The organism is Sphingorhabdus sp. (genome assembly GCF_044338195.1).
GTDB lineage: Bacteria > Pseudomonadota > Alphaproteobacteria > Sphingomonadales > Sphingomonadaceae > Sphingorhabdus_B.
In genome coordinates, this window is sequence record NZ_JBIIMC010000043.1 from 1 (window position 1) to 13,304 (window position 13,304).

General features: G+C 57.8%; 11 protein-coding genes. All 11 read left to right on the plus strand.

The window, feature by feature from the left end; all coding sequences use genetic code 11:
* The first annotated feature begins 128 nt into the window (after window positions 1–128).
* Genes ACIQZK_RS09800 through ftsA form a run of 11 tightly spaced genes read left to right on the plus strand, consistent with a single transcriptional unit; the run spans window position 129 to window position 13,084 of the window.
* Complete coding sequence (locus tag ACIQZK_RS09800; RefSeq protein WP_397575967.1) at window positions 129–1,556, plus strand: UDP-N-acetylmuramoyl-L-alanyl-D-glutamate--2,6-diaminopimelate ligase; 1,428 nt, start codon at window positions 129–131, stop codon at window positions 1,554–1,556.
* Window positions 1,553–2,938, plus strand: a complete 1,386-nt coding sequence (gene murF, locus ACIQZK_RS09805) for a UDP-N-acetylmuramoyl-tripeptide--D-alanyl-D-alanine ligase (RefSeq protein WP_397575968.1) — start codon at window positions 1,553–1,555, stop codon at window positions 2,936–2,938. Before ACIQZK_RS09800 ends, murF begins: the two co-directional genes overlap by 4 nt.
* The gene (gene mraY / locus ACIQZK_RS09810) at window positions 2,938–4,008 is read left to right on the plus strand and encodes a phospho-N-acetylmuramoyl-pentapeptide-transferase (RefSeq protein ID WP_397575969.1); all 1,071 of its coding nucleotides are present in this window, start codon (window positions 2,938–2,940) and stop codon (window positions 4,006–4,008) included. The genes murF and mraY overlap by 1 nt, the downstream gene beginning before the upstream one ends.
* Entirely contained in the window at window positions 4,005–5,294 is a 1,290-nt protein-coding gene (gene murD / locus ACIQZK_RS09815; RefSeq protein ID WP_397575970.1) for a UDP-N-acetylmuramoyl-L-alanine--D-glutamate ligase, read from the plus strand. Before mraY ends, murD begins: the two co-directional genes overlap by 4 nt.
* On the plus strand, window positions 5,291–6,505 hold the full coding sequence (locus ACIQZK_RS09820; protein WP_397575971.1) for an FtsW/RodA/SpoVE family cell cycle protein: 1,215 nt from the start codon (window positions 5,291–5,293) through the stop codon (window positions 6,503–6,505). The genes murD and ACIQZK_RS09820 overlap by 4 nt, the downstream gene beginning before the upstream one ends.
* Before the next feature lie 5 nt (window positions 6,506–6,510).
* On the plus strand, window positions 6,511–7,692 hold the full coding sequence (gene murG, locus ACIQZK_RS09825) for an undecaprenyldiphospho-muramoylpentapeptide beta-N-acetylglucosaminyltransferase (RefSeq protein WP_397575972.1): 1,182 nt from the start codon (window positions 6,511–6,513) through the stop codon (window positions 7,690–7,692).
* Window positions 7,689–9,095, plus strand: coding sequence for a UDP-N-acetylmuramate--L-alanine ligase (gene murC / locus ACIQZK_RS09830; protein WP_397575973.1), 1,407 nt, complete (start codon window positions 7,689–7,691; stop codon window positions 9,093–9,095). The genes murG and murC overlap by 4 nt, the downstream gene beginning before the upstream one ends.
* Window positions 9,092–9,988 carry a UDP-N-acetylmuramate dehydrogenase gene (gene murB / locus ACIQZK_RS09835; protein ID WP_397575974.1) on the plus strand — a complete coding sequence of 299 codons (897 nt, stop codon included), beginning with the start codon at window positions 9,092–9,094 and terminating at the stop codon, window positions 9,986–9,988. Before murC ends, murB begins: the two co-directional genes overlap by 4 nt.
* On the plus strand, window positions 9,985–10,908 hold the full coding sequence (locus ACIQZK_RS09840; protein WP_397575975.1) for a D-alanine--D-alanine ligase: 924 nt from the start codon (window positions 9,985–9,987) through the stop codon (window positions 10,906–10,908). The genes murB and ACIQZK_RS09840 overlap by 4 nt, the downstream gene beginning before the upstream one ends.
* A complete protein-coding gene (locus tag ACIQZK_RS09845; protein WP_397575976.1) occupies window positions 10,908–11,822 on the plus strand; it encodes a cell division protein FtsQ/DivIB in 915 nt (304 codons plus the stop codon). Before ACIQZK_RS09840 ends, ACIQZK_RS09845 begins: the two co-directional genes overlap by 1 nt.
* Window positions 11,819–13,084 carry a cell division protein FtsA gene (ftsA, locus tag ACIQZK_RS09850; protein ID WP_397575977.1) on the plus strand — a complete coding sequence of 422 codons (1,266 nt, stop codon included), beginning with the start codon at window positions 11,819–11,821 and terminating at the stop codon, window positions 13,082–13,084. The genes ACIQZK_RS09845 and ftsA overlap by 4 nt, the downstream gene beginning before the upstream one ends.
* The last annotated feature ends 220 nt before the right edge of the window (window positions 13,085–13,304 follow it).

Sequence of the window (13,304 nt, forward strand, 5' to 3'; positions counted from 1 at the left end):
GCGGCGCCGGTGGTGCAAAAGACGATTACACGCATCGGCCCGTTGATGGGAATTATCCCTGACATGAAACGCGATGTTGATGTATCGGAACTCATGCCTTTATTGTGGAAGGCGAAGGGAGAGCAATAGTGAAGCTCGGGCAATTGGTAAGCGATGCCGATCCGGCATTTGCCGACAGAACAGTGACCGGCTTTGCCATCGACCATCGGAAGATTGCGCCCGGAACGGTTTTTGGTGCCTTTGAAGGTGCCAGTTTCAATGGTGAAGATTTCATCGATGCCGCGATTGCCGCCGGTGCGGTGGCTATCGTCGCGCGTCCGGAGGCAAAAGTAACAGGCGCATTGCATATCGCGGATGCGGAACCACGCCGCGCCTTTGCGCAATTGGCCGCCAATTATTTCCGTCCCTTTCCCGGGCAGATTGCCGCCGTCACGGGCACAAATGGCAAGACATCAACCGCTGAACTCACCCGTCAGCTGTGGCGTATGGCGGGGCACAATGCAGCGTCGATCGGCACATTGGGCATTACAACGGCGTCGGACCAGACGACAACGGGTCTGACAACGCCCGACATCGTGACCTTTCTTGCGAACATGTCCGGTCTGGCCCGCGAAGGCGTAAGCCACGCGATATTTGAAGCATCCAGCCATGGCCTTTCCCAATATCGCAGCGAAGGCGTTCGGGTTTCGGTGGCCGCATTCACGAATTTGAGCCGCGATCACCTGGATTATCATGGCACGATGGAAAACTATTTCGACGCGAAGATGCGTTTGTTCGACGAGGTTGTCGATGAAAATGGCTGCGCCGTCATCTGGGCCGACGATGTCTGGTCGGATCAAGTCATTGCACGGGCGCGTAAACGCGACCTGCGGATGATTACCGTGGGCGAAAAGGGCAAGGGTGTGCAATTGCTCTCGCGCGAAGCCACGCAGCTTGGCCAGACGCTTGAGCTGCGGATTCAAGGCGACGTGTACAAAGTGAAGCTGCCGCTGATTGGTGCCTATCAAGCCGCAAACGCGCTTGTCGCCGCTGGCGTCGTGATGGCGAGTGGCGGCGACGTGGAAAGCCTGCTGTCGCATCTCGCGCGGTTGCAGCCCGTCCGTGGCCGATTGGAGCGCGCCGTCATCACCAAGAGCGGCGCACCGGTCTATGTCGATTATGCGCACACGCCCGACGGCTTGCGCGCGGCAATCGCGGCATTGCGTCCGCATACAAAGGGCAAGCTGATTACCGTCTTTGGCGCTGGTGGTGACCGCGACACGGGCAAGCGTCCGGAAATGGGCGCGGTTGCGGTTGCCGATTCCGACGTCGTCATCGTGACCGACGATAATCCGCGCAGCGAAGATCCATCGCTTATTCGTGCAGACATCATGGCCGGCGCGCCCGGCGCACATGAAATTGGCGACCGGCGCTATGCCATTGCCTTTGCCATCGAACATGCCGAGCCCGATGATATCGTCCTGATCGCGGGCAAGGGGCACGAGCAAGGGCAGATCATCATGGGCCGCGTTTTGCCGTTTGACGATGTCGAAGTCGCGCGGGAATGTGCAGCATGACGCCGTTATGGACTTTTGAAGAATTGCTGGCCGCGACCGGCGGGACGGCTGCCGGGCATTTTGACGTCCATGGCGTTGCGTTCGATTCCCGCGAAATTGGGGCGGGGGATTTGTTCTTTGCGCTCAAGGGTGCCGCGACGGACGGGCATCTGTTCATCGAAAAAGCATTTGCCAATGGCGCAGCCGGCGCGATTGTGTCGCAGCCCGTACCTTTCCCGCATATTCTGGTCAGCGACACGATGCAGGCGCTTGAGGCGCTCGGCCATGCATCACGCGCACGGACCAAGGCCAAGATTATTGGTGTAACGGGTTCTGCGGGTAAAACGGGAACCAAAGAGGCGCTCTTTGCTGCGCTGGACCGCTATTCACGCGGGCGCGCGCACCGGTCGGTCAAAAGCTATAACAATCATGTCGGCGTTCCGCTCAGCCTTGCGCGCATGCCCGCAGACTGCGACTTTGGCGTTTTCGAAATGGGCATGAACCATGCCGGTGAAATGCGGGCGCTCAGCAAGATTGTACGTCCTGACGTCGCGATTATCACCACCATTGCCCCGGCGCATATCGAATTTTTCAAGGATGAGAGCGGCATTGCAGATGCCAAGGCCGAGATATTTGAAGGCTTAGTGGAAGGTGGCACGGCCATACTGCCCGCCGATAGTCCCCATTATGCGCGGCTTCGTGCGGCGGCCGAAAAATATAGCGGTAACCTCATCTCCTTTGGATTTAGCGCGGATGCCGATGTCCGCGTGGTCGACCATATGCCTGCAGAAGGCGGCACGCTGATCACGGCGAAAGTGCGGGAGAATATGCTGTCCTTCACGCTGTCGCAGCCCGGCGAGCACTGGATTGCCAATAGCATGGCGGTTTTAGCTGCAGTTTCGGCGGCAGGCGGGGATCTGGCTTCGGCTGGCCTTGCTATGGCGGAAATGGGCGGCCTTGCCGGGCGCGGCGCGCGCCACACCATTCGCATTGGCGATGGCACGGGCCATCTCATTGACGAAAGCTACAACGCCAACCCTGCATCCATGCTGGCGACGATTGGCCAGTTGGGGCAAGCATCCGGCGGCCGCCGGATTGCTGTGTTGGGTTCGATGAAAGAACTTGGCGCAAAAAGTGCGGAATATCATCGCGCACTCGCCGCCCCCTTGGCCGCCGCAAAGGTGGATTTTGCACTGCTCGTCGGTCAAGAGATGAAAATTCTCGCCGATGCGTTGAAAGCAGGGGTTGAGGGGCCAGCCAATTTCGCGCATTGCGCGACTGCGCAGGAGGCATTGGCCCTTCTGCAAAATTATCTTTGCGCATCAGACACGATATTGGTCAAAGGTTCCAACAGTATGGGACTTTCCTCCATCGTCAGCGCGCTGACGGGTGGGAAAAACTAATGCTGTATATATTGGCTGAATATCTTGGTTTTCCCGGTGCGTTGAACCTTATCCGCTATCTCAGTTTCCGTTCGGGCGCCGCCGTTGCCACCGCGCTGATTATCGGTCTCATGATCGGTCCGCGCTTCATCAGCATGCTGCGCGTCCGTCAGGGCAAGGGCCAGCCCATTCGCAGCGACGGTCCGCAATCCCACCTTGCAAAGGTCGGCACGCCGACCATGGGTGGCCTGATGATATTGGTGTCGGTCGGTATTTCGATGCTGCTGTGGATGGACCTGACCAACGTGTATGTTTGGGCGTGTCTGCTGGTCACCGCAGGCTTTGGCACCGTCGGGTTCCTTGATGATTATGACAAGGTCAAAAAGCGCAGTCACAAGGGCGTTTCGGGCAGGGTCCGGCTGCTTATGGAGTTTGCGATTGCGGGCGTTGCGGTATCGCTGATTGTCTCGCAATCCGGCGGCATGTTGTATCTGCCCTTCGTCAATGGCCCCGTTGTTGATCTGGGTTGGTGGTATGTGCCCTTTGGCGCGTTTGTCATTGTCTCCTTTGGTAATGCGGTGAACCTGACCGATGGTCTTGACGGCTTGGCCACTATGCCCGTGATTATCGCGTCCGTCGCGTTCATGATCATCGTCTACATGGTCGGTAACGCCAAATATGCGGACTATTTGGGCATTCCCTTTTACTTGGGCGCTGGCGATCTTGCGATGCTGTGCGGCGCCATCGTGGGCGCTGGTTTGGCGTTCCTGTGGTTTAACGCGCCCCCTGCTGCGGTGTTCATGGGCGATACGGGCAGCCTTGCCCTGGGCGGCACATTGGGCGCGATCGCCGTTGTCGCACATCATGAATTCGTGCTGGCCATTATCGGCGGACTTTTCGTGATCGAGGCGCTGTCGGTCATCATTCAGGTGTTTTGGTTCAAACGCACCGGAAAGCGTATTTTCCGCATGGCGCCCATCCACCACCATTTTGAACAGCTTGGCTGGTCGGAACCAACAGTTGTTATCCGTTTCTGGATTGTCGCTTTCGTACTCGCGCTTGCAGGTCTATCGACCCTCAAGCTCAGATGATTAGTACACCTGCCTTCAAAGACCGTAAGTTTGCGATACTGGGGCTTGCGCGCTCCGGCCTTGCAGCTGCGCGGTCGCTTGTTGCGGGCGGGGCGGAAATCCTTGCATGGGATAATGACGAAGGCGCACGCGCCAAAATTGCCGATATTGCGACCGTTGCTGATCCGTTGCTGGCGGATCTGTCGGGCTATGACGCGATTGTTGTGTCGCCCGGCGTGCCCATCAACCGCCATCCCATAGCGGACAAGGCAAAGGCCGAGGGACTGCCGTTAATCGGCGACATCGAATTATTCGCAATGGCGCGGGCAAGCCTGCCGCCGCACCATGTTGTCGGCATTACCGGCACCAATGGGAAATCGACGACGACGGCCTTGGTCCACCATCTGTTGAGTAGCGCTGGGCTGCCCGTTCGCATGGGCGGAAACATTGGCTTGCCAATTTTGTCGCAGGCACCGTTGCCCGCAGGCGGCGTATATGTGTTGGAACTTTCCAGCTACCAAATCGACATTACCCACTCTCTGTCGTGCGATGCGGCGGCGCTGATTAACCTGTCGCCCGATCATCTGGATCGCTATGATGGGTATGCAGGCTATGTCGCCTCTAAGGCACGCTTGTTCGACATGCAAACCGGCAATACGCATTCGGTGTTTGGAAAAGGCGACGCCGATACCGAGCGGGTGTATCGCGATTGTCTTGCGCAGCGCGGCGCTGAATTGGTCCATCTGGCAGACCCGGCGTTGGTCACAGGGCAGGCGGATTGGCCTTCGTTGCAAGGCCCCCATAATCTGCAGAATATTGCCGTTGCCATTGCGCTGGTGGAATCGCTCGGGCTGACGGAGGCGCAATGGCGTCCGGCAATGGAGACATTTCGCGGTCTTGCGCACCGGATGGAGGTTGTTGCCGAACGCAATGGCGTCTTGTTCGTCAACGACAGCAAAGCCACCAACGCAGCATCGACCGCACCCGCGCTGGCGGCCTATCCACGCGTCCACTGGATTGTCGGTGGTCTGCCGAAATCAGATAATCTCGACGAGTGCATTCCCAATTTCGGCCATGTCGTGAAAGCCTATACGATTGGTGAGGCCGGACCATTGTTTCACGAACTGCTGTCCCCGCACATGCCGGTCGAGCGCAGTGAAATGATGGGCACGGCGGTTTGTTCCGCCGCTGCCCAAGCAGAGCCAGGCGATGTGATCATGCTGTCGCCCGCTTGCGCGTCGTTCGACCAATTCAAAGATTTTGAGGCGCGCGGTGACGCGTTCCGGGCGATTGTTGAGGCGTTATGAACGGCGAACGTAAAGAGGTCCCTTGGGTGCTGGCCGCAAAGACCGGCAAAATCGGCTTCGCGAACCGGCTTGGCCGCGGTGACCGTTCACCACTTGGCGTATGGTTCTGGGAACTCGACCGCGTGCTGCTGTCCTTGATGATGGTGTTGATCGCGATCGGCTTGCTGGCGGTTGCCGCGGGCTCGCCTGCCGGTGCGCAGCGCCTGTCGTCGTCCACAACGCAATTGTCATCTTTATACTTTTTTTACCGGCAATTGATGTGGGTGATGGTCGGGGTGCCGTTGATGCTTCTCGTGTCGATGTATCCGCGCGAACAGGCGCGCCGCTTTGGGGTCTTTGGCTTTTGCATATTCTTCGTGCTGCTGGCGCTTGTGCCCATCATTGGCCGCGAGGTGAACGGGTCGCAGCGCTGGATTGGCGCGGGTTTTGCGGGGCTTCAGCCGTCCGAATTTCTGAAACCCTTTTACGCCGTCGCAATGGCATGGATTATCAGCTGGCGGTTGAAAGACCCTAGCTTGCCGGTGCTATTCCTGAGCAGCATCGTGACGGGTTTGGTGTGCGTCCTCTTGTTGTTGCAGCCCGACCTTGGCCAGTCCATTTTGTTTATGGGCACATGGTTTGCGTTGATGATGGTGGCCGGCGTGCCGGCGTCACGGCTGTGGGGGCTTATCATCAGCGGTGTCGTGTTTATCGTGCTGGCCTATAATTTCTATCCGGTCGCCACACAGCGTATTGATGCATGGATTTTCGGCACCGAAGGCCTGACGCACGACAAAATGGCGATGGCAACATTGACCAACGGTGGTTTCTTCGGCCTTGGTCCCGGCCTTGGCATCAAGAAATATTCGCTGCCTGAAGGGCATACCGATTATATCTTCTCCGTCATTGGTGAAGAATTTGGTCTGTTGGCGTGCATGCTTATCGCGATTTTGTATTTCGCCATTTTGGTCCGCATCATCATTCGCCTGCTGGATGAAAAGGACCAGTTTGTGGTTCTGGCCGTGACCGGGCTTGGCGCGCAATTTTGTGGTCAGGCGATGATCAACATGGCCGTGAACCTTGGCGTCTTTCCGTCCAAGGGCATGACCCTGCCGTTTATCAGTTACGGTGGATCGTCCATTTTGGCGCTGTCGGTGACCTGCGGTCTCATCCTCGCGCTGACGAAGCGAAACCCATATCTTGACCGGTCGCTGTATATGGTGAAGGGATAGTGGCCATGACGATTTCTCGGCATTATGTGTTGGCCGCTGGCGGGACAGGGGGGCATCTTATCCCTGCATTTGCGCTGGGGCAGGAACTTCTGAACAGAGGCCACCATGTTGCGCTGATAACCGATGCGCGCGGCGCGAAAATTCCGGGCTGCCCCGAAAAAATGGCAACGCACATTTTGCCCGCAGGCCGCATCACGAAAAACCCACTCAGCTGGCTGCCCGGCATTCGGGCGATCGCGGAAGGCCGAATGATGGCGCGGCGCTTTTACGCCAGCTTTGACCCAACGGCTGTTGTCGGCTTTGGCGGATATGCGGCGTTCCCAGCCTTGCTGGGCGCATTTGCCGAAAAAATTCCGACGATCATTCACGAACAAAATGCCGTGCTCGGCCGCGTCAACCGCTTCACCGCGCGGCAAGTGAATGCCATTGCGACGGCCTATCCCGACGTGCTGCGTTTGTCGCCGCGTTATGCCAGCAAGGTGCATCTGGTTGGAAATCCGGTGCGTGAAGAGGTCTTGGCGCTGCGTGATGCGCCCTATCCCCCGCTTTTGGCAGACGGCATTTTCCGTGTGCTTGTGACGGGGGGGAGCCAAGGCGCGACCATATTGTCCGACATTGTCCCCGATGGCCTTGCCCGCCTGCCGCTGAATTTGCGCAGCCGTATTCAGGTTACGCAGCAGTGCCGCGCAGAAGATATCGAAACGGTCCGTCAAGCATATGCCGCACATGACATTCCGGCAGAGCTTGCAACTTATCTGCCCGACCTGCCCGAACGTTTGGGCTGGGCGCATATGGTCATCGGACGTGCGGGGGCATCAACGGTGGCCGAACTGACCTGCGCCGGGCGTCCAGCGATTTTGGTGCCCTTGCCAAGCGCGACCGATGATCACCAAAGCTATAACGTCAAAGAAATGGTCGCCGCCGGCGGCGCGCGTGCGATTGCGCAGCCAGCCTTCACCGCGGTTGAGCTCGCCAAGCAAATAGAGAAAATTGCACTTGAACCCGGCGCACTCGAAAATGCGGCAAAGGCGGCCAAAAGCTGCGGCCGTCCCAACGCCGTTGCCGATTTGGCGGACCTTGTGGAATCCTTTGGCCGCGCGCCCATCATGCACGGTCTTAAGGCAAAGCCAGACACATCGGCATCATTCGGTGCCGCACCCGCACTCGCACGAAAGAGCATCTCATGAAGGGTGTCCCAACGGATATTGGCATCGTCCACTTTGTCGGCATTGGCGGCATCGGCATGTCGGGCATTGCCGAGGTCATGCACAATCTTGGCTATCAGGTGCAGGGCAGCGACATCGCCGACAGCTATGTTGTCGATGGCCTGCGCAAGCGCGGGATCAAGGTGATGATCGGGCATAGCGCCGATAACCTTGGCGATGCGGCTGTGGTGGTGACGTCCACTGCGGTTAAAAAAGGCAATCCCGAACGCGATGCTGCGCTTGAACGCCGCATTCCACTGGTGCGCCGTGCAGAAATGCTGGCGGAGTTGATGCGGTTGAAGAACACCGTTGCCGTGGCAGGGACGCATGGCAAGACAACGACGACGTCCATGATTGCCGCGATGCTCGATCATGGCGGCATTGACCCCACGGTGATTAACGGCGGCATCATCAACAGCTATGGTTCAAACGCGCGTCTGGGTGCGAGTGACTGGATGGTTGTTGAGGCTGACGAAAGCGATGGCAGCTTCCTGCGCCTTGATGGGACGCTGGCGGTTGTCACCAACATCGATCCAGAGCATCTCGACCATTATGGCGATTTTGATGCCATCAAACGGGCCTTTGTCGAATTTGTCGAAAACGTGCCTTTCTATGGTGCGGCAATCATGTGCCTCGACCATCCAGAGGTGCAGGCCATTTTGCCCAAGATCCGCGATCGCCGGATTATCACTTATGGTTTTTCGGCGCAGGCCGACATTCGCGGCGAAAATGTAACACCGTTCCCCGGTGGCAATCGCTTCGATGTCGTTGTCCGCGCGCGCGACGGATCGCAACGCACGATAGAGGGCGTCGTCTTGCCAATGCCCGGGCGGCATAATGTGCAGAATGCTTTGTCTGCCATCGCGGTCGGCCTTGAAATGGGCATGAGCGATGAAGCTGTCGCGCACGGCTTTGACAAATTTGGCGGTGTCAAACGGCGCTTTACCAAGGTTGGCGAAGTCGATGGTGTGACCATAATCGACGATTATGGCCATCACCCCGTTGAAATCCGCGCGGTTCTGTCCGCAGCACGCGAAGGCGCACAGGGTCGTGTGATTGCCGTGGCGCAACCGCATCGCTTCACCCGCCTGCGCGACCATATGGATGATTTCCAACAGGCGTTTAATGATGCCGATATGGTGTTCATTTCGCCCGTCTACGCCGCAGGCGAAGCGCCCATTGAGGGGATTGATTCCGATGCGCTCGTGAACGGCATAAAGGCGCGCGGGCACCGTTCGGCGGCGACCATCGCGGATGCACACGCGCTTGCCGTGAAGCTTGCGGCAACGGTGCAGGAAAAGGACATGGTTGTCTGCCTTGGCGCAGGCGACATCACCAAATGGGCAGCGGGACTTGCGGACGCCATTAAGGCAGCCCGTGCATGAGCGTGAATATCCTTCCAAAGGTTGAAGGCAAGTTGACGGCCGACGCGCCGCTTGCGCCATTGGTGTGGTTTAAGTCGGGCGGCAGTGCGGAATATCTTTTCGAACCCAAAGACATCAACGACCTGCAAGAATTTCTGCGTCAGCTTGATCCGGCGGTGCCCGTCATGGCGCTTGGCCTTGGCTCCAACCTGATCGTGCGGGATGGCGGCGTTAAGGGCGTTGTCGTTCGCCTTGGCAAAGCCTTTGCCAAAGTGACGCCCATTGACGCAGTCACGCTGAATTGCGGGGCAGGTGCCTCGGGCATATTGGTATCGTCAACGGCGCGGGACAATGGCATTTCGGGGCTTGAGTTCCTTAGGTCCATTCCCGGCACAGTCGGCGGCTTTGTCCGCATGAACGGCGGCGCCTATGGCGGTGAGGTGAAGGATATATTGATCGACTGCGATGTCGTGATGCGCGATGGCGCGCTTGCGACCTTGTCCGTCGAAGAACTGCATTATAGCTATCGCCATTCCGATCTTCCCGATGGTGCAATTGTCGTCGGTGCGCGCTTTCGCGGTGTGCCGGGCGCAGCAGACGCCATTCAGGCGGAGATGGACCGGATAAGCGCCGCGCGCGAAGCATCGCAACCGCTGCGTTCCAAAACCGGTGGATCGACCTTCAAAAATCCAGATGGACACAAGGCATGGCAGTTGGTTGACGAAGCCGGATGCCGCGGACTGCAAATCGGCGGCGCGCAGGTTTCGGAAAAGCATACCAACTTTTTGATTAACACAGGCGATGCGACAAGCGCCGATATTGAGGCGTTGGGCGATGAAGTGCGCCAGCGTGTAAAGGCTAAGTCAGGCATTGACCTGCATTGGGAAATACAACGCGTGGGTGAAACAAAATGAGCGAGCAAATCCACGTAGCGGTATTGATGGGTGGCTGGTCAAACGAACGGCCTGTGTCGTTGATGAGCGGCAACGGCGTGGCCGATGCGCTTGAGAAACTGGGCTATAAGGTCAGCCGTGTGGACATGGACCGCAATGTTGCGCAGGTTCTCACCGCGCTGCGCCCCGATGTGGTGTTTAACGCGCTGCATGGCGTTCCGGGTGAAGATGGATCGGTGCAAGGCATGCTCGACCTGATGGGCATTAAATATACCCATAGCGGCATGGTGACGTCGGTGATTGCCATCGACAAGGAATTGACCAAGCAGCGGCTTGTCCCGGCGGGCATTCCGATGCCCAAAGGCACGATGGTCGACAGCGAAAGCCTGTACGCCGCAGACCCGTTGCCGCGGCCTTATGTGCTGAAGCCCGTCAATGAAGGCAGCTCTGTCGGCGTGGCCATTGTCACCGATACAAGCAATTACGGAAGCCCGATCTCGCGTGATGCCAAAGGGCCTTGGCAGGAATTTGCGACATTGCTGGCCGAACCCTTTATCAAAGGCCGCGAACTGACAGTGGCGGTGCTGGGAAATAAGGCGCTGTGCGTGACCGAGTTAAAGCCAAAGAGCGGCTTTTATGATTTTGATGCCAAATATACCGACGGCCTGACCGAACATATTTGCCCGGCTGAAATCCCCGAGGAAATTGCACAATATATGTTGGACATTGCGCTTGATGCGCACCGGTTGCTGGGCTGCAAAGGCGCATCGCGCACCGATTTTCGCTGGGACGATGAATTGGGCAAAAATGGTGTGTTCGTGCTGGAAACAAACACGCAGCCCGGCATGACGCCGTTGAGCCTTGTGCCCGAACAGGCGCGGCACGTTGGCATCAGCTATGAACAATTGGTCGACATGATCGTGAAAGAGGCGTTGGCATAATGGCGGCCGCTGCACGAAAACCTGCTGCAAAGCGCAAGGCCGCTTCGCCGAGCCCGCGCAAGAAAGTGCTGCAAATATCCTGGGTTGACCGGATCATGCGGATCCTGCCGATTTCGGAAGAAGATGTGCAGCGCGCACTCACATGGATTTTTGTCACTGCGCTGGCGGTGCTGCTATTTGCCATTGCCCAATATGCGGGCGTTACGGCGGCGGCATATCAGCAATATGCAGCGCTCGCCGCAAAGGCCGGTTTTCAGGTGCAGCGCGTTGAGGTCACTGGCATGGAGCGTGTGGATCAGGTTCGGGTCTATCAACTTGTCCTTGCCGAAAAAGACCGCGCTATGCCGTTGGTCGACATTGATAAGGTCCGCGCAGACTTACTGAAATATGGCTGGATCAAAGACGCCCGCGTGGCGCGCCGTTTGCCCGATACGCTTGCGGTTGAAATCGTCGAACGCAAGCCCGCGGCGATTTGGCAGCGCAACGGCAAATATTCGCTGATCGATGCCAACGGGATTGTCCTGCAAAATATTGCGGCGGGCGAAGGAGGCGATTTGCCGACGTTGAATGGCATTGATGCGAACCGGCATGCTGTCGCGCTCAACACCCTGCTCGACAATGCCTCCGCACTGAAAGCGCAGGTCATTGGCGCCACATGGGTGGGCAACCGCCGTTGGGATTTGCAGTTCCAGACCGGTGAAACATTGGCCTTGCCCGAAGGTGAAAAGGCAGCGGCCGAGGCTTTGCTCAATTTTGCACGGATGGATGGCATCCACCGGCTGCTTGGCCGCGACATGATCCATTTTGACTTGCGCGACCCTGAACGTGCATATTTCCGCAAGGCGCCCAAAGTCGAACCTGTTAAAGTAGAGAGCGGCGACATAACGTCGACCACGAGCGGAAGAGAAGTATGAAAGCTGCACGCGTTGAAAAACTGATTTCGGCCATTGATATTGGCTCTTCGAAAGTTTCGGCACTCATCGCCGGCTATACAGACAGCGGCGAACTGCTGGTGCTGGGTACCGGCCAACGTGAGAGCAGGGGCGTTACGCGCGGCTGTATTGCGGATGTCGAACAAGCCGAATTGTCCGTGCGCCATGCCGTTGAACAGGCCGAGCGTATCGCCGGGCTGAATATTGACCGCGTGTGGGTGGGCATGTCCGCCGGCGGGCTTGATAGCTTGCTTGCGCCTGTTGAAATTGAACTGGGTGGTGATCGCATCACGCAGGAAGATGTCGACGAATTGCTTCAGGCTGGACGTGCGAACATTCAGACCGGCGGCAAAATTGCGCTTCATATTCAGCCAACATTATATTCGCTGGATGGTGTTGGCGGTGTTGTGAATCCTGTGGGATTGCACGCCGACCGCCTTGGCGTCGATGTCCATGTCGTTCTGGCGGACCAGTCGCCTGTCCGGAACATGGATATGACGGTGCGCGCGGCGCATCTTGATGTTGAGTCGCTCGTCGTCGGCCCGGTTGCCACCGGTCTTGCATGTCTGACGGCGGAAGAACGCGAACTGGGTGTCGCTCTTGTCGAATTTGGCGCGGCGGTGACCAATGTGTCGGTCTTCATCGGCGGCATGCTCGTCGGGCTTGAGACCATTCAAAAGGGCGGGTCGGACATTACGGACGACATCGCATCGGCCTTTGGTATTCGCAGGGCGCAGGCCGAACGGCTGAAATGCTTCCACGGCTCTGCCTTAACCAGCCCGCGCGATCATCAAGAAGTGCTCGACATTGGCCCTGATGAAAACGGTGTTGAAGCAGGGGCAAACGCACCGCGCATCACCAAGGCGCAGTTGAATGCCGTGGTCTGCCAGCGGGTGGACTCCATCGTCACCGAAATCGCACAAGCGCTTAAAACCTTGGGCTTTTCCGGCCCATCCGGGCATCAGGTGGTGTTGACCGGCGGGGGCGCTGAACTGAAGGGCGCAGCGGAACATATGCAAGGCGCGCTGGGCCGCACGGTCCGCATTGGTCGTCCATCTGGCCTCGCCAGTATTCCCGAGGCACATGCGGGACCGGCATTTTCAACGCTCGTCGGATTGATTCATTACGCCGCATCGGAACGTGTTGACCTGAAATCCGGTTATGATTTGCGTGTCGAACAGATGGCCGGGACTATGCCGGGGTTAATCGAACGGATAAAACGCGCCGTACGAGAGAATTTCTGACAGAAACCTGTGCAAAAGCGGTAATTTTGGGGTGTGCACTTTGTCCTTTTGTGTCAAAAGCGTGAAAATTTCGAACAAGCCACAGAGGCTAGGGGGATAAAGTTATGAGCATCAATATCGGTCCACCAATGGTTGACGAGTTGAAGCCGAAAATTGCAGTTATTGGTGTTGGTGGCGCTGGCGGGAACGCCGTGGCCAACATGATCAGCGCAAAGGTAGA

Bases quoted from the DNA above. Each gene is read 5' to 3' on its own strand.
- murF (WP_397575968.1), top strand. From the start codon at position 1,553: ATGACGCCGTTATGGACTTTTGAAGAATTGCTGGCCGCGACCGGCGGG.
- mraY (WP_397575969.1), top strand. From the start codon at position 2,938: ATGCTGTATATATTGGCTGAATATCTTGGTTTTCCCGGTGCGTTGAAC.
- murD (WP_397575970.1), top strand. From the start codon at position 4,005: ATGATTAGTACACCTGCCTTCAAAGACCGTAAGTTTGCGATACTGGGG.
- ACIQZK_RS09820 (WP_397575971.1), top strand. From the start codon at position 5,291: ATGAACGGCGAACGTAAAGAGGTCCCTTGGGTGCTGGCCGCAAAGACC.
- murG (WP_397575972.1), top strand. From the start codon at position 6,511: ATGACGATTTCTCGGCATTATGTGTTGGCCGCTGGCGGGACAGGGGGG.
- murC (WP_397575973.1), top strand. From the start codon at position 7,689: ATGAAGGGTGTCCCAACGGATATTGGCATCGTCCACTTTGTCGGCATT.
- murB (WP_397575974.1), top strand. From the start codon at position 9,092: ATGAGCGTGAATATCCTTCCAAAGGTTGAAGGCAAGTTGACGGCCGAC.
- ACIQZK_RS09840 (WP_397575975.1), top strand. From the start codon at position 9,985: ATGAGCGAGCAAATCCACGTAGCGGTATTGATGGGTGGCTGGTCAAAC.
- ACIQZK_RS09845 (WP_397575976.1), top strand. From the start codon at position 10,908: ATGGCGGCCGCTGCACGAAAACCTGCTGCAAAGCGCAAGGCCGCTTCG.
- ftsA (WP_397575977.1), top strand. From the start codon at position 11,819: ATGAAAGCTGCACGCGTTGAAAAACTGATTTCGGCCATTGATATTGGC.